This is a genomic window from Dehalococcoidia bacterium (assembly GCA_041649635.1).
Taxonomy (GTDB): Bacteria; Chloroflexota; Dehalococcoidia; order E44-bin15; family E44-bin15; genus JAYEHL01.
The window spans coordinates 1-20915 of record JBAZMV010000009.1 but is presented as its reverse complement, the minus strand read 5'-3'; the positions used below and the strand labels follow the sequence as shown (position 1 = coordinate 20915).

Sequence of the window (20915 nt, the reverse complement as noted above, 5' to 3'; positions counted from 1 at the left end):
CACACCTGCGTTTGACAGGCCTAACCAATAAATCATAGATTCGCCGGGGGATATAAAGCAAAATCCCCAGAACAACCTTCCACGCGGTCTGATACCACTTCTCCTCCTCTGCCATCTCCACAGCACCGCTCAACATGCTGTCGAAAATCTCATTCTCCGAAGGGCACATATTCTGACTCCGCTAAGTATAATTTTCTTGTTCGATATCAGATATTATAGCGGCTTTCGCGTTTTTAGAAACCCCTCCCCACCCCATCGACGTTCCCCCGCTTGAAAAGTACCTCTCAGGTCAATGCAACGATTCTACCCAAGGCTTATGCCCCCATCGGCATCCGCGTGCAGGACCGCTGTGAAGTCGTAACCGCGCCGCCGCACCTCGTCGCTGCCGCCTGCGTGCCTATCCAGTAGAGCTATAACCTTGGTTACTCTGCACCCGGCGGCCTCGGCAATCTCGACGGCCTTCAGCGTCGCGCCCCCCTTTGTTATCACGTCCTCCACGATCGCAACCGGCAAGCCTTTGCCCGGCACGTACCCCTCGATCGTCTTCATAGTTCCGTGGTCCTTGACCGCCCCTCTCTCGATAAATGCCGGCATCGGCCTGCCCTCGATATAGCTGACGACCGACACCGCCGTCACGATCGGATCAGCGCCAAGCGTCAGGCCGCCTACGGCCGCCACATCTACGCCCTTCAGCATATCGAATATGACCTTGCCGGCCAGGTACGCCCCCTCGGGCGAAAGGGTCACCATCTTCATATCGAAAAAGAACTTTGCCTTTGCCCCCGACGCTAACGTAAAGTCGCCGCGCAGAACCGCGTGTTCCCTCGTATAATCCAGTAATCTTTCCTTATAATCCGGAGCCATCAACCCTCCTCAACATACAAGCCGTTCTCCTGAATATATCGCGCCACCGCATCCGGCGTCAGGCCGACTATCGAACGCCCGGCGGCTACGAGCCGCCTGATCTCGGTTGAATTTATATTATACAACTCATTGTCGATAACGATGACCTTTTTCGATATGCCGGGCAGGCTCGCCTCCAGCGCCTTTAGATCGATCATGGCCACGCCCGGCCGCCTAGCCACAACCAGATGGCACATTTCAACGATGCGGCCGGGCTGCCGCCAGCCCTCCAACCCCTTCAGCGCATCCATGCCCAGGATGAAGTAAAAATCGGCATCCGCTCCAAGTTCACTCCTCAGGTCCGACAGGGTATCGACGGTATAGGACGGCCCCTCCCGCTCCAGGTCGACGCGCGAGACCTCATATCGGGGATCGAACGCGGCGGCCAGCTTTATCATCTCGACGCGATGCCGCGGCGGGGTGATAGCGCGATCCCCCTTCAGCCATGGAGAGCGCGCCGGGACAAACATCACCCGCTCAAGACCAAGCTGCCGGCACGCCGCCTCGGCGATACCCAGGTGGCCGTTATGAATCGGATCGAACGTCCCGCCCAACACTCCGATCTTCACTATCGAGGCGCCCCTTTTTACACACATCTCAATCGACGGCATACATACGAAAGGTAATCAATCCCACGCCAGCTCGATTTTACCAAATCGAACGACGGCCCCGGGTTCTGCCCCGGCCTTTTTCAAGGCGGCGACGACACCCATGCTTGATAACTGAGACCATATATAAGCCCGCGCCTCCCAACTGCTAACGTCCATCCTCTCAATGAGCTTCTCAGCCTTTTGATACGATACAACGTACACATCGCCGTCGCGAGACACTTTCACCCTTTCCCTCTGTGCCTGTGGGCGGAGAACCCTTAATTCCTCTTTCGGCGCGACCGGGGCAGCAACATCAAGCATATTACAGGCAGCAGCCATCAACTTATCGACGCCCTCTCCCGTCGCCGCGGATATAAAATGAACGGGCAATCCGGTGTGTTTCAGCTTTCTCTTTAATGACGGTACGCGTTCCCTAACCTCCGGGATGTCGATCTTGTTAACGGCTATGATTTGAGGTTTCGCCGACAGGCCGGCGCTGAAAAGGGCCAGCTCCTCATTCACTTTATCCATATCAATCTTCGGGTCGGCGGTGTTCCCGTCGATTAGATGTATCAGCACCCTGGTGCGTTCGGCGTGTCGTAGAAAATCCAGTCCAAGTCCTGCGCCGCGGTGCGCTCCCTCAATAAGGCCCGGGATTTCAACAAGGACGAACGTCCTGTCGTCGACCGACGCAACACCCAGGACGGGTTCCGTCGTCGTGAATGGGTACGCCGCAATCTTGGGCCGCGCCGCTGAAGCGGTGGCCAGCAGGGTAGACTTGCCGACGCTCGGATGGCCGATGATCCCTACGTCACCCAAGAGCCTTAGTTCCAGCACAAGCGAGACCTCTTCGCCTTTGTCGCCCCTCTGTGCTATACGCGGCGCCTGATTAGTCGATGAGGCGAAATGTACATTTCCTTTTCCTCCGCGACCGCCTTTCGCAGCCAAGAAGCACTGACCGTCCGTTGTCAGGTCCGCAACAGGTTCCTTCGCTCCACGCTTATATATAATCGTTCCTAGAGGAACCGGCAGGATCAGGTCCTCTCCATCCCTACCGTGCTTCTTTTTTGAGGCTCCGTTTAAACCTTCTCCCGCGGCGAATTTCTTCCTGCCGCGGCGGTAGCTTAGCAGAGTATTCGAATTTCTGTCTGCTTTGATTATCACACTCCCGCCGTTTCCTCCGTCACCGCCATCCGGCCCGCCATAAGGAATATACTTTTCCCTTCTAAAACTGATCATCCCGTCACCGCCGTCGCCGGCTTTTGTCACTATTTCAACTCTGTCGATCAAAACGCCCTCAACTTTATTATTAGGAGATTATTTTTCAGATTCTATAAATCACTGATATATATAAACAATAACATATAACATGGTGGTTAAGTGTGCAAGTGCCTGTTTCAAACTATGATTCTTGACATATGAAGGTGCATGTTTTGTGCAGGCGATGTGTTGATTTAATGACATTGACCCGAAAAAGTTTTTCCAGTAAAGCACTGTTTCTGGAAGCAGGACATTAACATAAAAACCGAACACTTCTGCACACTATAGAGGAGTTACGCACCGAATTAGAAGGGTTATGCACAATTTTGGCTGAAATATAATATTTTAGACGTCGCTGGCGCGGCCTCTTTGATATATACGGTCGCGGATGTCTAAAACCTCGCGGCGCAGAGCGGCGTTGCCTTCGATCTCACCCTCGATTCTGTTGTAGCCCCTGATTATGGATGAGTGGTCGCGGTCGCCCAGGGCCTTACCGATCTGGCTGTAAGAGCACGCCGCATCCTCCCTTAGAAGGTATACGGATATGTGCCGCGCCTTTGCCGTGATCTTATCGCGTTTCTGCCCGGTCAGCGCGTCGGGGGGGATATCGAAATACCGGGCAACGGTAGCGAGAACGGTAGGTATGGACGGCTTGCGGCGGGGCGCGGCATCCATAGATTCGTCCAGTGCCTCCGATGCCAGATCCATGGTTATCTTCTTATCCTTCGCTCTTGCCAGGGCGGCAACACGGTTTAACGATCCTTCCAACTCGCGTATGCTTTTGGATATCCTGCGGGCCATGAAGTGTAGTACGTCCTGAGGTATATCAACCTTATCTTCTTCCGCCTTGGCCTGCAGGATGGCCACGCGCGTCTCAAGGTCCGGGGGCTGTATGTCGGTGGTTAATCCCCATTCGAAACGGGAACGCAGCCTGTCCTCAAGGAGGTTGATGGCCTTTGGCGGGCGGTCGCTGGTGAGGACGATCTGGCGGCTGCCGTTGTGAAGGTCGTTGAACGTATGGAAAAAGCCTTCCTGTGTCTGCTCTTTGCCGCCTATAAAGTGAATATCATCGATTAACAGGACGTCGACGCTGCGGTACTTCTGCCGGAAGTCCTCGGTCTTTCCTTCCCGAATCGCTTTGATGAACTCATTGGTGAACTGTTCGGTGCTGACTAGCAGAGCGTTGAGTTTGTTTTTGGTTACGGCATGGCCGATAGCATGAAGGAGGTGGGTTTTGCCTAAGCCCACGCCTCCATAGATAAATAGCGGGTTGTAAGTGTATCCCGGTTTCTCCGCCACAGCTCGAGCCGCCGCCTCGGCCAGGCGGTTGCAGCTGCCCACGATGAATGAATCAAAAGTATATTTGGGATTGAAACCGTTATAGCTGGGTTTGCGATAGTTCCCGTTGCCGGATGCTTTGCTTGCCTTGCCGCTCTTGGATTTGACAGAAGCCTCTTGCTGCTGTATCTGAAACGCTAATTCAAGCTCCTTGCCTGTTATACGGGTCAGCGTCTTCTGAATAATAGACGCCAGTCGCTGCTCCAAGTACTCCGCAGTAAAGGGAGAAGAGACGCCTATAGTGAAGGTGTCGTCTTCGTAACTTATTCCGGAGGTGTCCCGAAGCCACGTATTATAGTTAGTTTGATTGGTTTGTAGCTGTAGGTCCCCTAACGCTGCCTCCCAGATTTCCTTAGCGGATTCGTTAACAGGCATGTATAAAAACTCCTTACCTTCGGGTTCCTGTTTGAACCATTAACTTATAAATCAGAGTATAAAGACCGGGATAAAATGAACCCCGCGAGGGACGAAAAATCCCCGATAAATATAAAAGATTTAAAGTTGCTTATTTTATAGTGTTACAGGGGGCAGGTGTTAAGATAACAGAATCCGCGTCTTCGGTCAAGAGGGTTGCGCTGGAATTTTTACTAATTTATTCAGCAATTTTTCTGCCGATTTTGCCTTGTACCCATATTGGTGTTACAATCTCTTAAATCATGCGCGTAGTATTTATGGGCGTCCCTGATTTTGCCGTGCCTGCGCTGGCGCGGCTTGCCGGCAGCGAGCACGATGTGATCGCCGTATATACAAGGATGGATAAGCCGTCGGGCCGCGGGCGGGCTACAACCGTGTCGCCGGTCAAACGCGCGGCGGAGAGAATGGGCCTGAACGTGCGCCAGGTCGAGAACTTCAAAGATGCGGAGGACACGGCGGCGCTGGCGAAACTTAAGCCGGACGTCATAATTGTCGCTTCATTTGGCGTGATACTTCCTCAGTCGGTCCTGGATATTCCACCATACAACTGTATTAACCTTCATCCTTCGCTGCTGCCGCGCTACCGCGGTCCCACCCCGATACCTGCGGCGATACTTGCCGGCGACGACGTTACCGGCACCACCATCATGCTCATCGAGAGGAAGGTCGACAGCGGTCCCATACTGGCGCAGCGCGAGTTTCCGATTTACCCGTCCGATACGACGGGGTCGCTTACGAATAAGCTGGCGCAGGTGTCCGCCGACCTGCTGATGGAGATGTTGCCCGACTGGTTTGGCCGGGCCGTAACGCCGCGGCCGCAGAGGGACGAAGAAGCGACGTATACTAAGGCCATAAGTAAAAGCGACGGAGAGGTCGACTGGAATCTTTCCGCAGTCGATCTGTGGCGCAGGGTGCGCGCTTACTATCCGTGGCCTGTAGCTTTCACCTCATGGAGCGGCAGGGGCATCAGGATACTTGAAGCATCGCCGCAGGACGGTCGAGTCGATATGCCCGGGCGGGTTCTCGACCTGGGCGATGGTGGGTTCGGCGTGCAGGCGGGCGACGGGATTCTGAAGCTGGCGAGGGTTCAGGTCGAGGGGAAGAGGGAGATGAGCGTGGAGGAGTTCGTCCGCGGCCATCGCGGCTTTGTCGGCTCCGTACTGCCGAGTTAAGAGCACAGGTCGACGGCATGTCGATAATTATCGCCCCGTTGAGCCGTGACCCCCGACGCCCCGCTCCGTTGGCGAGAGCCCCGTCGCTTCAATGATATCGACATCGGCCAGTTTGTGGATAACCATCTGCGCTATTCGGTCACCGTGTCTGATCTCGAATCCGGCGCCGGGTGTCATCATATACATTGTTACCATGACCTCGCCCCTGTAATCACTGTCGATTGTGCCGAGCGTTACGCCCACGCCTTTTGAAGACAGGCCGGAGCGGGGGCGAATCTGGATATCGTACCCGGGCGGGAACTCGACGGCGATGCCTGTCCCGATCATCTTGGGAGTCGAATCGAGCCTTACGGCATCGTCGACACCGGTGCATGCGAACAGGTCCAGCCCGGTCGATAAAGGGGTGGCCCGTCGTGGAAGCTGAGCATCCGGACGCAACTTTTTGACTTTCAATTCCATATGTCGATTCGGCCTTGTATAGGTTCGACTTATTATCTCAGGTTGCTTCCCGGCAGGCAAGGCTTGGGTATCGTGCCGACGACTCATCGTCGACCAGGTCGATAAAAATAAAGAAAGAGGGCTTCAGAGATTGAAGCCCTCTTTTGTTAACAATCAGGCAGAAGCTATTTTTTCTTCTCAGCCTCGGGTTTTGCCTTTCCTTTGGCCTCGGCCTTGGCCGGCTCGGCAGCACCCTCTTTCTTGGCCTCCCCCTCAGCCGCCTCTGCGCCCTCAGCCGCTTCACCCTCCTCGGGAACAGCCGCCGCCACAGGCTCAACCTCGATCTTGGCTTCCATGACCTTGGCGATGACCTGCTCGGGCTCGTTAAGCACTAAAAGCTTGCTGTCCAGTTTCAGATCGCGCACGTGAATCGCCTGGCCCATCTCTACCAGCACCGAGATGTCGACCTCAATATGCTGCGGGATATCGGCGGGAAGGGCTTCGATGTGTAAGGAGGACATGTTTTCTATAAACATGCCGCGCTTGCTCTTGGCCGCCGCCGATTCGCCGACGAACTGAATAGGAACGTCGACACGGAGCTTGTGGCTCATATCGACCTGGAAAAGGTCTACATGCAGCAACTTGCCGTTCAATGCGTCGCGCTGCACATCGCGCAGAATTACCTGCTTGGCTTTCTTGTCTCCCTCGATCTTGAGAGAGATCAATGCGTTGCGGCCGGATTTGTTGATCAAACGCCTCAACACGTCGGTCTCGGCCTGAAGCGATATCGATTCCATCTTAGGACCGTACAGGTTTATCGGTATAACCCCCTCGCGCCGAAGGGCTTTCACCTTTTTCCCTGTGACGACCCTGGTATTTGCCTTGAGTTCATCCTGTTTCACTTTTTACCCCCTCCAAATGACGCAAAGGCAATTATACTATACTCCGATTTTGTAGTCCAGTTGGTTTGAACCCATCGATTGAGCGAAAACGGCGGCGACCATATCTGCGCTCGTTGACACTCGAATCTGGGTAAAGTATAATCACTTTATGCCTAAACGTACTTGGCAACCGAAAAAAACATCCAGAAAACGGGTTCATGGTTTTCTTGAGCGTATGAGCACCAAGGGCGGGCGACTGGTGCTGCGGAGGCGGCGGCTTAAGGGACGCTGGAGACTGACTCCATCGTAACTATAAAGTTGCGATGGTCGCGTGATGAAAAAAGCAGCGCGGCTTAAAGGTAAGAAGGAGTTTGACACAGTATTTACCGAAGGCAGGTCTTGGGCCAATAACTTCGTAGTGCTAAGGGCTGTGCCCAATAGCGCTGGTGTGAACCGGTATGGTATTGTGGCGGGGCGCAGGCTGGGGAGCGCGGTAGTGCGCAACAAAGCTAAACGGCGGTTGAGGGCGATGGTATCAAGTATCGCGGTGAGAGAGGGTTGGGATATAGTGCTGGTCGCGCGGAAAGCCGCCGTGGAAACAGATTATCATACACTGGAGAAGGCCGCACGAGATTTGTTTGCCCGGGCGAGGCTGCTGGGTGAGGATGAGAGAGCGGAGTGAAAAAGTATTTATTAGGATTAATATCCTTTTATCAACAGACTATATCTCAGGTAAGACCTCATAGCTGTCGTTTTGTTCCGACCTGTTCTCAATACACTTTTGAATCGATCGAGCGCTACGGCATCGTTCGCGGCGTCTGGGCCGGGGCGAAACGTCTTGCCAGATGTCATCCGTTTAATGAGGGCGGTTATGATCCGGTACGCTAATTTAAAGAATATCCGCGCTCGCAGATTGAAAGTAATGAAGTTTAAATCTCTATCGATAGTTCTTATCTTAGTGTGCGGCTGCTTACTGCTTACCGGCTGCTTCGGCGCCTCGGCCTCGCCAAAGGGCTGGTCCGGCCCGGTTGCTCATAATGGATCCCTCTATGTCGGGACTATGCAGGGGAAGGTTGTGGCGTTCGATGACATAGGCGCCGACGGCAATCATTACATACGGTGGAGCTATCCGGATGAGACAACGATTCCTTATCTATATAGCGATCCCATTATCGATAGCGGCTCAATCTATATAGGATGTTACACGGGCAAGGTCTATGTGATCAATGCCAGCCGCGGGTATAGGGAATGGATATATCCGTCGGAAGGCTACCTGGGGGCTATTGTCGGTAGTGCGGCAGTCGCCGATGGGACGCTTTATTTCGGGAGTTCGGACAAAAAGCTGTACGCGGTGAATATAGCTACGAGGACGCAACTCTCCTGGTCGCCGTTCGAGACCGGTGGCAAGATATGGTCAACGCCGGTCGTTTATAATGGAACAGTATTCTTCGGCTCTTTCGATCGTAATGTTTATGCGATAGACGCAGCCAGCGGGGCCAAGCGCTGGGAGTTCTCCACCGAAGGCGCGATAGTGGGCACCCCGATAATCTACAACGACATTTTGTATTTCGGCTCTCTCGACCAGAAGCTTTATGCTGTCGATGTTGCTACGGGAAAATTGAAAAGCGGATTCACGCCATTCAAAGCGGATAACTGGTTCTGGGCTCAGGCTGTGGCACATAACGGGAGCATAATCGCGGCAAGCCTCGGCGGCACGATTTACGCACTGGATGCCGAGAGTGGCGCTAAGCTCTGGGAAGAAGAGACGGAGGGCACTATACGGGGCACACCGGCCCTCGTGAATAATCGTATTGTCGTAGGCACCGACGAAGGGTCAAGCCGAGGCCGTGTCTATTGCTTCGATGCCGATACGGGCGAAAAGCTTTGGCAGTATCCTTCAGCGGACGTAGACCCGATGTATTCTATCCATGCGTCCATTGGTTCTGAAGGCAATGTGGTCTATGTGCATACAACTAATCAGAAAATCTATGCTTTTGATGTGGAGCAGATGGGAACAGAAGCGCGATATCTATGGACTATGTCCACCGGCGGTGGTGAATGACCACTGAAAGACCGAAGATGCAGATGCCCAAGGGGGCCTTTCCCAAACTGGGCAAGAAGAATATTATTCTACTCATCATTGTCGCGGCCCTCGTCGTCATCTCCTTGACCGTCGGCATAATGGACTTATGGAACATCGTATTGCTCCAGCCCATGCTCAACTTCCTCATCATCCTGTCGAACATCTTCTTCGATAATTTCGGCATCGCTATCATCGTATTGGTGATCATAGTCCGGCTGCTGATGCTCCCTATAACATTGAAGCAGCTGCATTCGACCAAGGCCATGTCGTCGCTCCAGCCCAAGCTGCAGGAGATACAAAAGAAGTACGGGGGCGATAAGGTTAAGCTCCAGCAGGAGATGTCCAGGATATACAAGGAATCCGGCGTTAACCCTATAGGATGCCTTTGGCCCATGCTTATCCAGTTCCCTATTTGGATAGCGCTCTATCAATCGATATTGAAGGCGTTGGCGGCGACGCCTGAAGAACTGATGAGCCTCTCCGACAGGCTGTATTCTTCCTCCTTTATTATCAGTGCGGTGCCGTTAAACGAGACGTTTCTCTGGCTTAATCTGGGACAGCCGGATAAATTCTACGTCATGGCAGTGCTGGTGGCCGCCAGCATGTGGGTGCTGCAGAAGATGTCCACAATGCCCACATCCGATCCCAAGCAGCAATCCATGAATAACATGCTGACATGGATGATGCCGCTGATGTTCGGTTTCTTCACTATAAGCTTCCCCAGCGGATTGGCCCTGTTCTGGTTCGTATCGAATCTTATCGGCATAATAACTCAGTATTTTATTACCGGATGGGGGTCGCTCTCCTTCAAGAAGAGGGCCGTGGTGCCGGCGCCGGCCGCGTCGGGTATATCAGGAATAGAACTCTCCAAAGGAGCGGATATCAAGGGCAAAGAGGTCTCCGGAGGAGTTAATCAGGAGGGGTTGGCGGATGGACAGTCTCGAGAAAAGCGCCAAGACCGTAGACGAAGCCGTAGAGCTGGCACTCGCAGACCTCGGCGCAAGTCGTGATGAAGTCGATATAGTTGTTCTTAAAGAAGGCAGAAGCGGGTTTCTGGGGATTGGCGGGGGTGGAGCCACTGTCAGGGTATCGCGCCGTCATGCCGAGGAGACGGTTAGGGAGGCGGTCTCCGTAGCCAAAGAAATCCTTGAAAAGTTGCTTTCTCTTATGGGGATCGAGGCGGGGGTCGAGGAGACGCAATCCGGCGACAGCGGCCGCGCGCAGTTCAACCTCGAGCTAAAAGGGGATGACCTGGGTGTGCTGATAGGGAGGCGGGGTCAGACCCTGGCGTCGCTGCAATATCTACTCTACCTCATGGCAGGACATCGTTTAAAGGTTCATGTCCCTCTGACCATTGATGTAGAGGGATACTTGGAAAGGCGCAGCGAATCCCTGCAGACCCTGGCCCAGCGCATGGCGGAGCGCGTTGTCACCACGGGGCAGATAGCGGTGATGGAACCCATGACGCCGCGGGAGCGCAGGATAATTCATCTGGCGCTGAAGGACTACAAAGGCGTGGTTACCCAGAGCATCGGCGAGGGCGACTATCGCAAAGTTACTATCGTTCCTCATAAGTAAACGGCAGTTGTTTTTTATTTCGTGACGTTTATAATCTATACCTGTACAAGCGAAGACGGAGAAGAGTAAAAGGGAATCGACGCCCAGCGAATCTGGTACGGTGCGAGCAGATGCGGCGGTCCCTTTGAAAATCGCTCCCGAGCTGCCAACCGAATGCGAGCATATCGCCAGTAGAGTTGGACGGCCCCGTCAGCCGTTATAGATGGCGAAGGCATAGGGTGTGTGCCTTATATGAGAGCCCCGATGAAAGTCGGGGAAGCAGGGTGGTACCGCGGGCTTTAGGCTCGTCCCTTGGGGACGGGCTTTTGTGTTTTATAGGGGTGGATGTTCTGGTCGTAGGGGCAGGCCCCCGTGCCTGCCCGTTCTTGGGCAACCACAGGGGGTTGCCCCTACGTACGAGACCAATAGATTGCAGCGAACATCGAACGATTTGATTGTAGGGGCGAGGTCGTCTCGCCCGGCATTGTGCCTGATAAATTAGGACAATGACAATAGATGATGGCGAAGGTGAAGAACACCATCGCCAGCGTAATACGTCGATATAGAGTCGAGAAGAGAGTTACATATGTTTGAACCGGTATCGAGCAGGGTGAATTTCCCGGAGATGGAAAAGCGCATCATCGCTTTCTGGAAAGAAAAGCGCATATTTGAGCGCAGCGTTGAGGAGCGCGACGCATCGAATCTGTATGTGCTGTACGAAGGCCCCCCCACCGCCAACGCCAGCCCCGGGGTGCACCACGTTCTGTCGCGCGTGTTCAAGGATGTCATGCCGCGCTACAAGACGATGAAGGGCTTCCGCGCGCCGCGCAAGGCGGGCTGGGACACGCACGGCCTTCCCGTGGAGCTGTCGATCGAGAAGAAGCTGGGGTTCACCTCCAAGGAAGATATCGAGAAGTACGGCGTGGAGGCCTTCAACAAGCTGTGCCGCGAGAGCGTGTTCAGCTACGTGAAAGAGTGGAACGAGATGACCGAGCGCATCGGCTACTGGGTGGATATGGAGCGCCCGTATGTCACGCTCGATAATGGCTATATCGAGACGGGATGGTGGGTGATAAAACAGCTCTGGGATAAGGGGCTGGTGTATCAGGGCTACCGCGTCACCCCCCACTGCCCGCGCTGCGGCACCTCCCTCAGTTCGCACGAGGTGGCGCTGGGCTACGACGAGGTCGACGACCCGTCGGTGTATATCAAATTTAAGATTGTCGCCGATTCGTCGAATGTCTTAAAAGGCACCGATTTGGCTAAAAAACCCGCCTATTTGCTGGCGTGGACTACGACACCATGGACACTGCCGGGAAACACCGCTTTAGCAGTCGCGCCGAACGAGGATTACGCGGTGATGGAAGGTGAGGACGACTACCTTATCATGGCTGCCAAGCTGGTCGGCATCGTCGGGCTGGAGGGCTACAGCGAGGTCGGCAGGGTCTCAGGCGCTTCGCTCGAGGGCGTAGCCTACGAGCCGCTGTTCAATCCGGACAAGTTCGGTATAGAGCGCAGGCGTTTCGATAAAGACGGGTCGCTGGTGTTGCAGGAGCCGCAGGCCGATCTGTCATATCGCGCCATCGCCGCCGATTTCGTTTCGATGGAGGATGGTACCGGCATCGTGCATATCGCGCCGTCGTTCGGCGAGGACGACTTCTCCGTGGGCATGGAGAAGGGTCTCAATTTCGTTCGCGACTATGTCGGTCTGGACGGTGTGATAAAAGGTAGCTACGACTTCGCCGGGAAGTTCGTTAAGGACGCCGACCCGCTCATCATCAAGGATTTGAAAATACGAGGACATTTGTATCGCAAGGGAAAGATAAAACATACCTACCCGTTCTGCTGGCGCTGCGCCACGCCGCTGCTGTATTATGCGAAACCTTCGTGGTATATCAGGACGACGGCCAGGAAGGAGCGGCTGATTTCCGGCAACGATGAGATCAACTGGTACCCGGAGCACATCAAGGAGGGCCGCTTCGGCGACTGGCTGGAGCATAATGTAGACTGGGCCTGCTCGCGCGAGCGCTACTGGGGCACGCCGCTGCCGGTTTGGCGCTGCGAGGGCTGCGGGCATGACGAGTGCGTCGGCAGTATCGACGATCTCAAGGGGCGACCGGGGCTCGCTGGTATGATGGAGCCTCTCGATTTGCACCGGCCGTTCGTCGATGAGATAACGTTCGATTGCCAAAAATGTCGATCGAAGATGCGCCGCGTGAGCGATGTTCTCGATGCGTGGTTCGACTCAGGCGCAATGCCGGTGGCGCAATGGCACTACCCGTTCGAGAACAAGGACACGTTCGAAAAATTCTTCCCCGCCGACTACATCTGCGAGGCGGTGGACCAGACGCGCGGCTGGTTCTACACGCTGCACGCGCTCTCGACGCTGCTCTTCGATAAGCCGTGCTACCGCAACGTCATCTGTCTCGGTCATATCCTCGACGCCAAGGGCGAGAAGATGAGCAAGTCGAAAGGGAACGTCGTCGAGCCGGCCAAGGTGCTGGACAAGCAGGGCGCGGACGCGCTGCGCTGGTACCTGCTGACCTCTTCGCCAGCGGGCAGCCCGCGCCGCTTCTCCGCGGAGCTGGTGGCCGAGACGCAGCGCAAGTTCCTCAGCACGCTGTGGAACACGTATTCGTTCTTCGTGCTCTACGCCAATATCGACAAGTTCGATCCGCGCGCGGCGGGCGACGTGAAGATAGAGGCCGAGCTCGACCGCTGGATACTCTCCGACCTGAACCAGCTTATCGATTATGTTGACAAGTCGCTGGCAGGGTACGACCCTACCGCGGCCGGGCGCCGCATCCAGGAGTTCGTGGACGACCTGTCCAACTGGTACGTCAGGCGCAGCCGCCGCCGCTTCTGGAAGAGCGAGAGCGACACTGATAAGATGTCGGCCTACGTAACGCTTTATCAATGTCTGGTCACGCTGTCGAAACTTATTGCTCCGTTCACCCCGTTCGTGGCGGAGGAGATATACCGCAATCTGGTTCTCCCGGTCGACGCTGGAGCGCCGGAGAGCGTGCACCTGGCTGCGTTCCCTGTGGCCGATTTATCGAAAGTCGACGAGGCGTTGTCGCAGGACATTCATCTGGCGATGAAGATATGCAGCATGGGCCGCGCCGCACGGAGCAGGGCCGGCATCAAGGTGCGCCAGCCGCTGGCGATGGCGTTGGTCAAGGTTCGTTCCAAGAGCGAGAAAGACGGTGTCGAGCGCGTAAAGCCTCAGGTGCTGGAGGAGCTCAACGTGAAGGATATATGCTGCGTCGACGACGAGAAGGCGTTTGCGGATGCGGCACGCTTCGAGGCCAACGAGGATGGCGGCTACTGGGTGGCCATCGATAAGGCGATAACGCCTGAGCTGGCCGACGAGGGGCTGGTGCGCGAGGTCGTGCACCGCATACAGACGATGCGCAAGGATGCAGGCTTCGAGATTGCCGATTATATTACGACTTACTACGAGCCTAATGCGCTGATCGACCGTGTGTTGAAGAACGCCGACCTCGTCGCGTACATCAAGCAGGAGACGCTCTCGCACGATTTCGTCGAGAGCATCCCGTCGGAGGCATATAAGGAAACGCACAAGATAGAGGGGCGGGAGATAACGCTGGGGGTGAAGCGGTAGTTCTATCTGTCATTGCGAGACCTTCCCATACTAGAAGGTCGAAGCAATCTCTATAGCTCTTCGTATAGGTCGTGCCAGTCCGGATTGAAGTGACTTACTAGTGTAAGCTTGCTTTTCCTTGAGCCACCTTTTAGCTGCTTCTCTCTGTTTATAGCGCTTTTTACGTCGTCACAAAACTCGTAATATACGAGCTTCGTTAAGTTATACTTTTTGGTGAATCCTTCGGCGAGCTTTTCCTTGTGTTCGTAAGACCTTCTCTTTAAATTGTTAGTGACGCCGGTATATAGTGTGGAATTTCCCTGGTTGGTCATTATGTAGATGTAGTATTGCTTTTTCACTTTGTTCCTCAATAGAGATTGCTTCGTCGTCTTTCCATGGTAGAACTATATGGAAGGACTCCTCGCAATGACAATTATAGTTATTTATTCAGGCAGGTGCATCAAAGATGTCATTGCGAGCGTAGCGAAGCAATCTCTGCCATAGCTAGGCTAAATCGATCGTAGCTCTTAATGCGGCCTTTCGGCCAGAGTGACCCAGGCGGACTGCAGGCTGTTGCCGCGATAGTATTTGACCTCGACAGTGTCGCCCACACTATGGTTTCGGATCGCCTGGATGGCATCGTCCGCGGTCTCTATCTCGACGTTGTCAAACGCGACGATAACGTCGCCCGGCCTGAGTCCGGCGTTGGATGCCGGCGTCCCCTGATTCATGTAGTAGATCATCGCGCCCGTATCGACTCTCAAATCGTACGTGTTCACGATAGCAGGCGTGACCGTGACCAGAGATACACCGAGGTAAGGCCGCGAGACATAGCCTTTGCTGATGAGCTCTTCTATTATCGGGACCGCGCTGTTGGAACTTATGGCGAATCCGACGCCGGAGACCTCGACCGACGATATCTTGGCGGTATTGATGCCGATGACCTCACCGTTCAGGTTTATCAGCGGGCCGCCGCTGTTGCCGGGGTTGATGGCGGCGTCGGTCTGGATCAGGTCGTAAAGGGTCGTGTCGCTGTCAACTTCTATTGTGCGGCCCAGGGCGCTGACCACGCCCACCGTCACGGTGGGGCCGCCCTCGAGTGCCAGGGCGTTGCCGATAGCTATGACCCAGTCGCCGACCCTGAGCGCGTCGGAGTCGCCGAGCGAAGCTGTGGGCAGATTGCCCCCGTCGATTTTTACGATGGCGAGATCGGTGTAAGGGTCGGTGCCGACGAGGGTTGCGTCGAAGCTTCTCCCGTCGGTGAGGCTGACCGTGATGCTGGTGCTGTCCTCGACCACGTGGTTGTTGGTCACGATGTATCCGTCCCCGTCGATGATTACACCCGAGCCGGCGGATTCGGAGGGCACGGGCTGCATGAACCAGTTGTAGGAGACCGTGCCTACTACAATAGAGACGACGGCGGGGTTTGCCTCGTCTACAACGTTGGTGATAGTAGGCAGGTTGTAGTCCTCGGGCGATGCGGTAGCCGAAGAGTTTGGGGTTGGAATAGAGATATTTATGCCGCCTGATGTGCAACCTACGATGGCTATCGATAGGACGATAAGTGTTACGGCGAACGCAGTTTTTATCTTGGACATTTTGAAACAGCTCCGTACTATTCTAGAAAATATTATAACAAACCCTCTGTAAATGAAAAGTAAAGCCGCCCCCTCGCGGGAGCGGCTGAACGTTAGTTTCTAGTTGAAAGTCTATTCGCCGACGTTAGGCAGGTCCGCGAGCGCTTTCTTGATTTCCGCGTCGGACAGCTCGGTATCCTCCAGATTGCCCGCGAAGTACTTCTCGTATGAGCTCAAGTCAAAGTGCCCGTGTCCGCTGTTGTTAAACACTATGGTCTTGGCCTCGCCGGATTCCTTACACTTGAGAGCCTCGTCCATGGCGCAACGGATGGCGTGCGACGCTTCCGGAGCGGGGATATGTCCCTCGGCCCTGGCGAAGCTGACTCCGGCCTCGAAGCAGGGATTTTGTTTCAACGCTACGGCCTCGACGAGCTTCAGATCGTAAAGATGGCACACCAGAGGGGCCATGCCGTGGTAGCGCAGGCCGCCGGCGTGGATCGGAGCCGGTATGAATCCGTGTCCCAGCGTGAACATCTTGATCAGAGGCGTGGTGCAGGCCGTGTCGCCGAAGTCGTATTTGTACAGGCCGCGGGTCATGGTCGGACAGGCGGTGGGCTCGACGGCGATGATGCGGGTCTTCTTGCCCTTGGTGATCTTATCGCGCGCAAACGGCATGATGAACCCGCCGAAGTTGGAGCCGCCGCCGACGCAGCCGATGGCGATATCGGGATACTCGCCGATCTTCTCGAACTGCTTGAGGGTCTCAAGGCCTATGACGGTCTGGTGCAGCAGCACATGGTTCAGAACGCTTCCCAGCGAGTATTTAGTGTCCTCACGCTGGACCGCGTCTTCCACGGCCTCGCTGATGGCTATACCCAGCGAGCCGGGGGAGTTAGGATCCTTGGCCAGGATATCACGTCCGGCTTTAGTATCGTTGCTTGGGCTGGCCACGCACTTGCCGCCCCATACCTGCATCATCATTTTGCGGTAGGGCTTCTGGTCGTAGCTGATGCGCACCATGTAAATCTTACACTCGATACCGAACAGATTGGTGGCGAACGATAGCGCGCTGCCCCACTGGCCGGCGCCGGTCTCCGTGGTTATGCGCTTGACGCCTTCCTGCTTGCAGTAATATGCCTGCGCCACGGCGGTGTTGGGCTTGTGGCTCCCGGCGGGGCTCACGCCCTCCCACTTGTAATATATCTTGGCCGGGGTGCCCAGGGCCTTCTCCCAGCGCTTGGCGCGCACGAGGGGGGTGGGGCGCCATATCTTGTAGATATCCTGAAGTTCCTCGGGGATGTCAATCCAGCGTTCCTGGCTGACCTCTTGCTTTATACATTCCATGGGAAAGAGAGGAGCCAGGTCCTGGGGACCTATGGGCTTGCCTGTACCAGGGTGCAGCACCGGCGGCATGGGCTTGGGCAAATCCGCCTGTATGTTGTACCACTGCTGCGGCATCTCTTTCTCTGTCAGTTGGATCTTGGTATCCATTCTTCCTCCCTTTCTGCGTTGCATGTATGTGATTTGAAAATACAGAGAAAGCTTATAATAAACGGCTTCTTTAGTCAATAATCGTCATGTGTAAGGCGGCGAAGAATAAAGAAAAGCCCCCCGATTAAGGGGGGCTTTAGTTGAATGGTTTACCGTTGTGTACTCAGAAGTTACGGGTTCAGATTAATGGTTGTGGATACAAGCACCTTGGTATCAGTACTCTGGAAGGCGACATTGTCCACAGTTTTTATCGGCATGTATGGGAAGACACCCGAGGCATCCCAGTACTCAATGATCGTCTTGGACCCCACGGTTATAGTGTTCTTGTAGCAGGTGAAGGTTCCTGCTGGAACGGTGACCGACTCTGTAGCGCCGGCAACGACATGCGAGCGGGTATTCTCTGAGTCGCCCGCATCATTATCTGAATCGATCTCCTCGGTCTCTGAGAAGGTCTCGCTTAGCGTCCAAGGAGCGCCGGGCTGTGTGCCGGTGAGATTCCGGTAGTAGACCCAGTTTTTGGCAAGGCCGCCTATGTTGGCCGTTGCCTCGCTATAGCGCTGGACAAGCAGGAGGTCGTCAGGATTACGCCATTCCTTCATGGGAGCATGAAGGGTTAAGGTTATAGTTATATACTTAACGATCTTTCGTATCGGCTCGGTTGTAGTCGTGCAGGCCGCATCGGAATAGAAATTGGTCTCATAGTAATCGCACCATCCGCCCCTAGATTCCCCTGAGTTGGGCGTCACATACACGCGGTTCAGCCATACCCATTTCCAATAAGTATCGGCTGAACCGGAATAGGTTGACAGATATACGAACTCCGGCACCACGAAGTTGGCGGTGACGGTAACATCTTGAGCGGGCATGGTGAAGGTAGTTGTTGCCGAATTGGCGTTAGCGAACGAGCCGGCTGGAGCCGTCCAGTTATAGAAAGCGGAGCCGTTGTTGGCGGTGGCCTGTATGTTGACTACGGTGCCTGCCGTGTAAGGAGAGCCGCCGGTCAGGTCGTTAGCAGAGCCGCCGTTTCCTCCAGCCGTCGCCATCGTCAGTGTGTAGGTTGGACCGCTCGTAGGAGTAGGCGTGGGAGTAGGCGTGGGAGTAGGTGTCGGAGTCGGAGTAGGCGTAGGAGTAGGCGTAGGTGTAGGCGTGGGAGTGGGAGTAGGAGTAGGCGTGGGAGTAGGAGTAGGTGTCGGAGTCGGAGTCGGAGTAGGCGTAGGAGTAGGCGTAGGTGTAGGCGTGGGAGTGGGAGTAGGAGTAGGCGTCGGAGTAGGCGTAGGAGTAGGCGTAGGTGTAGGCGTGGGAGTGGGAGTAGGAGTAGGCGTCGGAGTAGGCGTAGGTGTAGGCGTGGGCGTAGGTGTAGGCGTGGGAGTAGGCGTAGGCGTGGGAGTAGGTGTCGGCGTAGGCGTGGGAGTAGGTGTAGGCGTAGGTGTCGGCGTAGTAGTAGGTGTCGGCGTGGGAGTGGGAGTAGGTGTCGATCCACCACCGCCACCACCGCCGCCGCCGCTAGGCAACGCGTTATTGCCGAATATTATATCAAGTAAGGCAGATCCATCGAGTGTATTTAGTATGCCGTTGCCGTCGATGTCATTGTTGTCGCCCGGCTGGTGCTGTTTTAAGAGAACCAGTTTAAGCAGTATAAAATCGAGTATATTCACCTCGCCATCCCCGTTGAGGTCTCCCGTTGCCGCGGCACTCGCCGGAGCCGGCGCTATGAGTACGGGGGAAAAAGCAAGGATAAAAGCAGACAGCAAGCCTATGAGCGATAAGAAAATATGTTTGCCTCTATTTCGGTGATACATATTGCACCTCCATAGCAGATTATCTAAAACGATTAAGTATATATCTTGACCGCCTATTATACAGCTTTTTAAAGGTCTGGTCAACATAATAAAGCACAAAATTGCTTAAACAAGTAAACATTCGACTGTTAGTCATGAATGAGTAAAGTGTGATGATGTTAACACAGAGAGCTTTCGTTTGCAATATGTTGACCGAGGTAACTATATTTCTTGCATATTATCTATCTTTAACGTTGAGATTTTTTCAAGGGGCTAAAAGAAAAGCCCCCCGATTAAGGGGGGCTTTAGTTGAATGGTTTACCGTTGTGTACTCAGAAGTTACGGGTTCAGATTAATGGTTGTGGATACAAGCACCTTGGTATCAGTACTCTGGAAGGCGACATTGTCCACAGTTTTTATCGGCATGTATGGGAAGACACCCGAGGCATCCCAGTACTCAATGATCGTCTTGGACCCCACGGTTATAGTGTTCTTGTAGCAGGTGAAGGTTCCTGCTGGAACGGTGACCGACTCTGTAGCGCCGGCAACGACATGCGAGCGGGTATTCTCTGAGTCGCCCGCATCATTATCTGAATCGATCTCCTCGGTCTCTGAGAAGGTCTCGCTTAGCGTCCAAGGAGCGCCGGGCTGTGTGCCGGTGAGATTCCGGTAGTAGACCCAGTTTTTGGCAAGGCCGCCTATGTTGGCCGTTGCCTCGCTATAGCGCTGGACAAGCAGGAGGTCGTCAGGATTACGCCATTCCTTCATGGGAGCATGAAGGGTTAAGGTTATAGTTATATACTTAACGATCTTTCGTATCGGCTCGGTTGTAGTCGTGCAGGCCGCATCGGAATAGAAATTGGTCTCATAGTAATCGCACCATCCGCCCCTAGATTCCCCTGAGTTGGGCGTCACATACACGCGGTTCAGCCATACCCATTTCCAATAAGTATCGGCTGAACCGGAATAGGTTGACAGATATACGAACTCCGGCACCACGAAGTTGGCGGTGACGGTAACATCTTGAGCGGGCATGGTGAAGGTAGTTGTTGCCGAATTGGCGTTAGCGAACGAGCCGGCCGGAGCCGTCCAGTTATAGAAAGCGGAGCCGTTGTTGGCGGTGGCCTGTATGTTGACTACGGTGCCTGCCGCGTAAGGAGAGCCGCCGGTCAGGTCGTTAGCAGAGCCGCCGTTTCCTCCGGCTGTCGCCATCGTCAGTGTGTAGGTAACCGCATCCTCCTCAAAGTTGGCGGTTATGGAGTAATCGCCGTTCATGGTGATGGTAGTGGAAGCGGCGTTGGTGTCGCCGATAGTGCCCGTGTCGCCGGTCCAATTGACAAAGGCGTATCCGTCTGCCGGAGTAGCCACAATATCGACCACTTGGCCGCAGTTGTATGTATAAGGGCCGGCCTCGCCCGGGGTGGTAACGGAGCCGCCCGCGGTAGAGGAGGTGGTAAGGTCGAACTCATCGATAGCGAAGTTAGCAGTGACGGTGATATCGGCCTGTACGTTGGTATCGGTTCTGGAGGCGGTCAGTACGCCGTCCGACCAGTCAACGAAGGAGTAGCACGCGTTGGGGGTGGCTGTGACGGTGTCGCCGTCGGAGCCGCAGTCAACAGTTTGCGGGGTAGTGCCCGTGATAGAGCCTCCCGCACCGGCGTTATAGGTCAGTGTGTAGGGCTCGATAGCGAAGTTGGCGGTCACGGTGATATCGGCCTGTACGTTGGTATCGGTTCTGGAGGCGGTCAGTACGCCGTCCGACCAGTCAACGAAGGAGTAGCACGCGTTGGGGGTGGCTGTGACGGTGTCGCCGTCGGAGCCGCAGTCAA

At 54.8% G+C, this 20915-nt stretch carries 19 protein-coding genes and 1 other annotated feature; of the genes, 8 read left to right on the top strand and 11 right to left on the bottom strand.

Features of this window, described 5'->3' with window-relative positions; translation table 11 throughout:
* Window positions 1-303: 303 nt before the first annotated feature.
* From pyrE to dnaA, 4 genes are all read right to left on the bottom strand, one after another.
* The gene (gene pyrE, locus WC562_09865; protein ID MFA5056454.1) at window positions 304-864 is read right to left on the bottom strand and encodes an orotate phosphoribosyltransferase; all 561 of its coding nucleotides are present in this window, start codon (window positions 862-864) and stop codon (window positions 304-306) included.
* The gene (nadD, locus tag WC562_09860; GenBank protein MFA5056453.1) at window positions 864-1472 is read right to left on the bottom strand and encodes a nicotinate-nucleotide adenylyltransferase; all 609 of its coding nucleotides are present in this window, start codon (window positions 1470-1472) and stop codon (window positions 864-866) included. The genes pyrE and nadD overlap by 1 nt, the downstream gene beginning before the upstream one ends.
* A gap of 57 nt (window positions 1473-1529) precedes the next feature.
* Entirely contained in the window at window positions 1530-2783 is a 1254-nt protein-coding gene (obgE, locus tag WC562_09855; GenBank protein ID MFA5056452.1) for a GTPase ObgE, read from the bottom strand.
* Window positions 2784-3098: 315 nt separating this feature from the next.
* A complete protein-coding gene (dnaA, locus tag WC562_09850; GenBank protein ID MFA5056451.1) occupies window positions 3099-4466 on the bottom strand; it encodes a chromosomal replication initiator protein DnaA in 1368 nt (455 codons plus the stop codon).
* Between the two features lie 281 nt (window positions 4467-4747).
* On the opposite strand from dnaA, the gene fmt reads away from it, so the two are divergent.
* On the top strand, window positions 4748-5677 hold the full coding sequence (fmt, locus tag WC562_09845; protein ID MFA5056450.1) for a methionyl-tRNA formyltransferase: 930 nt from the start codon (window positions 4748-4750) through the stop codon (window positions 5675-5677).
* A gap of 27 nt (window positions 5678-5704) precedes the next feature.
* On the opposite strand, the gene dut is transcribed toward fmt, so the two are convergent.
* Both dut and WC562_09835 read right to left on the bottom strand, forming a co-directional pair.
* The gene (gene dut, locus WC562_09840) at window positions 5705-6136 is read right to left on the bottom strand and encodes a dUTP diphosphatase (GenBank protein ID MFA5056449.1); all 432 of its coding nucleotides are present in this window, start codon (window positions 6134-6136) and stop codon (window positions 5705-5707) included.
* Window positions 6137-6300: 164 nt separating this feature from the next.
* Window positions 6301-7017: a 50S ribosomal protein L25 gene (locus WC562_09835; GenBank protein MFA5056448.1), complete on the bottom strand. Its 717-nt coding sequence runs from the start codon at window positions 7015-7017 to the stop codon at window positions 6301-6303.
* Window positions 7018-7165: 148 nt separating this feature from the next.
* Between WC562_09835 and rpmH the strand changes: the two genes are divergently transcribed.
* From rpmH to ileS, 7 genes are all read left to right on the top strand, one after another.
* Window positions 7166-7306: a 50S ribosomal protein L34 gene (rpmH, locus tag WC562_09830; GenBank protein MFA5056447.1), complete on the top strand. Its 141-nt coding sequence runs from the start codon at window positions 7166-7168 to the stop codon at window positions 7304-7306.
* 24 nt (window positions 7307-7330) lie between these two features.
* Window positions 7331-7678 (top strand): ribonuclease P protein component, encoded by a 348-nt coding sequence (gene rnpA, locus WC562_09825; protein MFA5056446.1) that lies wholly within the window; start codon window positions 7331-7333, stop codon window positions 7676-7678.
* A complete protein-coding gene (gene yidD / locus WC562_09820; protein MFA5056445.1) occupies window positions 7675-7884 on the top strand; it encodes a membrane protein insertion efficiency factor YidD in 210 nt (69 codons plus the stop codon). The genes rnpA and yidD overlap by 4 nt, the downstream gene beginning before the upstream one ends.
* Window positions 7885-7918: 34 nt before the next feature.
* Window positions 7919-9058 (top strand): PQQ-binding-like beta-propeller repeat protein, encoded by a 1140-nt coding sequence (locus WC562_09815; protein ID MFA5056444.1) that lies wholly within the window; start codon window positions 7919-7921, stop codon window positions 9056-9058.
* On the top strand, window positions 9055-10089 hold the full coding sequence (locus WC562_09810) for a YidC/Oxa1 family membrane protein insertase (GenBank protein ID MFA5056443.1): 1035 nt from the start codon (window positions 9055-9057) through the stop codon (window positions 10087-10089). Before WC562_09815 ends, WC562_09810 begins: the two co-directional genes overlap by 4 nt.
* Window positions 10010-10657, top strand: a complete 648-nt coding sequence (gene jag / locus WC562_09805; GenBank protein MFA5056442.1) for an RNA-binding cell elongation regulator Jag/EloR — start codon at window positions 10010-10012, stop codon at window positions 10655-10657. Before WC562_09810 ends, jag begins: the two co-directional genes overlap by 80 nt.
* A 43-nt stretch (window positions 10658-10700) precedes the next feature.
* Window positions 10701-10952: a binding site (T-box leader), on the top strand.
* Window positions 10953-11222: 270 nt separating this feature from the next.
* Entirely contained in the window at window positions 11223-14261 is a 3039-nt protein-coding gene (gene ileS / locus WC562_09800) for an isoleucine--tRNA ligase (protein ID MFA5056441.1), read from the top strand.
* A 50-nt stretch (window positions 14262-14311) separates the two neighbouring features.
* Here ileS and WC562_09795 read toward each other — a convergent pair whose 3' ends face one another.
* The 5 genes from WC562_09795 to WC562_09775 all read right to left on the bottom strand — a co-directional run.
* Complete coding sequence (locus WC562_09795) at window positions 14312-14599, bottom strand: GIY-YIG nuclease family protein (GenBank protein MFA5056440.1); 288 nt, start codon at window positions 14597-14599, stop codon at window positions 14312-14314.
* Between the two features lie 168 nt (window positions 14600-14767).
* On the bottom strand, window positions 14768-15838 hold the full coding sequence (locus WC562_09790) for a trypsin-like peptidase domain-containing protein (GenBank protein MFA5056439.1): 1071 nt from the start codon (window positions 15836-15838) through the stop codon (window positions 14768-14770).
* A 111-nt stretch (window positions 15839-15949) separates the two neighbouring features.
* Entirely contained in the window at window positions 15950-17308 is a 1359-nt protein-coding gene (locus tag WC562_09785) for a TrpB-like pyridoxal phosphate-dependent enzyme (protein MFA5056438.1), read from the bottom strand.
* 170 nt (window positions 17309-17478) lie between these two features.
* Window positions 17479-19107 (bottom strand): dockerin type I domain-containing protein, encoded by a 1629-nt coding sequence (locus tag WC562_09780; protein MFA5056437.1) that lies wholly within the window; start codon window positions 19105-19107, stop codon window positions 17479-17481.
* Between the two features lie 318 nt (window positions 19108-19425).
* Window positions 19426-20915 (bottom strand): hypothetical protein (locus tag WC562_09775; protein ID MFA5056436.1); only part of this gene is annotated, 1490 nt, incomplete at its 5' end.

What these genes read in the sequence shown, in the direction of transcription:
- pyrE (MFA5056454.1), bottom strand. Translation starts at nt 864, where the DNA reads ATGGCTCCGGATTATAAGGAAAGATTACTGGATTATACGAGGGAACAC.
- dnaA (MFA5056451.1), bottom strand. Translation starts at nt 4,466, where the DNA reads ATGCCTGTTAACGAATCCGCTAAGGAAATCTGGGAGGCAGCGTTAGGG.
- fmt (MFA5056450.1), top strand. Translation starts at nt 4,748, where the DNA reads ATGCGCGTAGTATTTATGGGCGTCCCTGATTTTGCCGTGCCTGCGCTG.
- dut (MFA5056449.1), bottom strand. Translation starts at nt 6,136, where the DNA reads ATGGAATTGAAAGTCAAAAAGTTGCGTCCGGATGCTCAGCTTCCACGA.
- rpmH (MFA5056447.1), top strand. Translation starts at nt 7,166, where the DNA reads ATGCCTAAACGTACTTGGCAACCGAAAAAAACATCCAGAAAACGGGTT.
- rnpA (MFA5056446.1), top strand. Translation starts at nt 7,331, where the DNA reads ATGAAAAAAGCAGCGCGGCTTAAAGGTAAGAAGGAGTTTGACACAGTA.
- WC562_09815 (MFA5056444.1), top strand. Translation starts at nt 7,919, where the DNA reads ATGAAGTTTAAATCTCTATCGATAGTTCTTATCTTAGTGTGCGGCTGC.
- WC562_09810 (MFA5056443.1), top strand. Translation starts at nt 9,055, where the DNA reads ATGACCACTGAAAGACCGAAGATGCAGATGCCCAAGGGGGCCTTTCCC.
- jag (MFA5056442.1), top strand. Translation starts at nt 10,010, where the DNA reads ATGGACAGTCTCGAGAAAAGCGCCAAGACCGTAGACGAAGCCGTAGAG.
- ileS (MFA5056441.1), top strand. Translation starts at nt 11,223, where the DNA reads ATGTTTGAACCGGTATCGAGCAGGGTGAATTTCCCGGAGATGGAAAAG.
- WC562_09790 (MFA5056439.1), bottom strand. Translation starts at nt 15,838, where the DNA reads ATGTCCAAGATAAAAACTGCGTTCGCCGTAACACTTATCGTCCTATCG.
- WC562_09785 (MFA5056438.1), bottom strand. Translation starts at nt 17,308, where the DNA reads ATGGATACCAAGATCCAACTGACAGAGAAAGAGATGCCGCAGCAGTGG.
- WC562_09780 (MFA5056437.1), bottom strand. Translation starts at nt 19,107, where the DNA reads ATGTATCACCGAAATAGAGGCAAACATATTTTCTTATCGCTCATAGGC.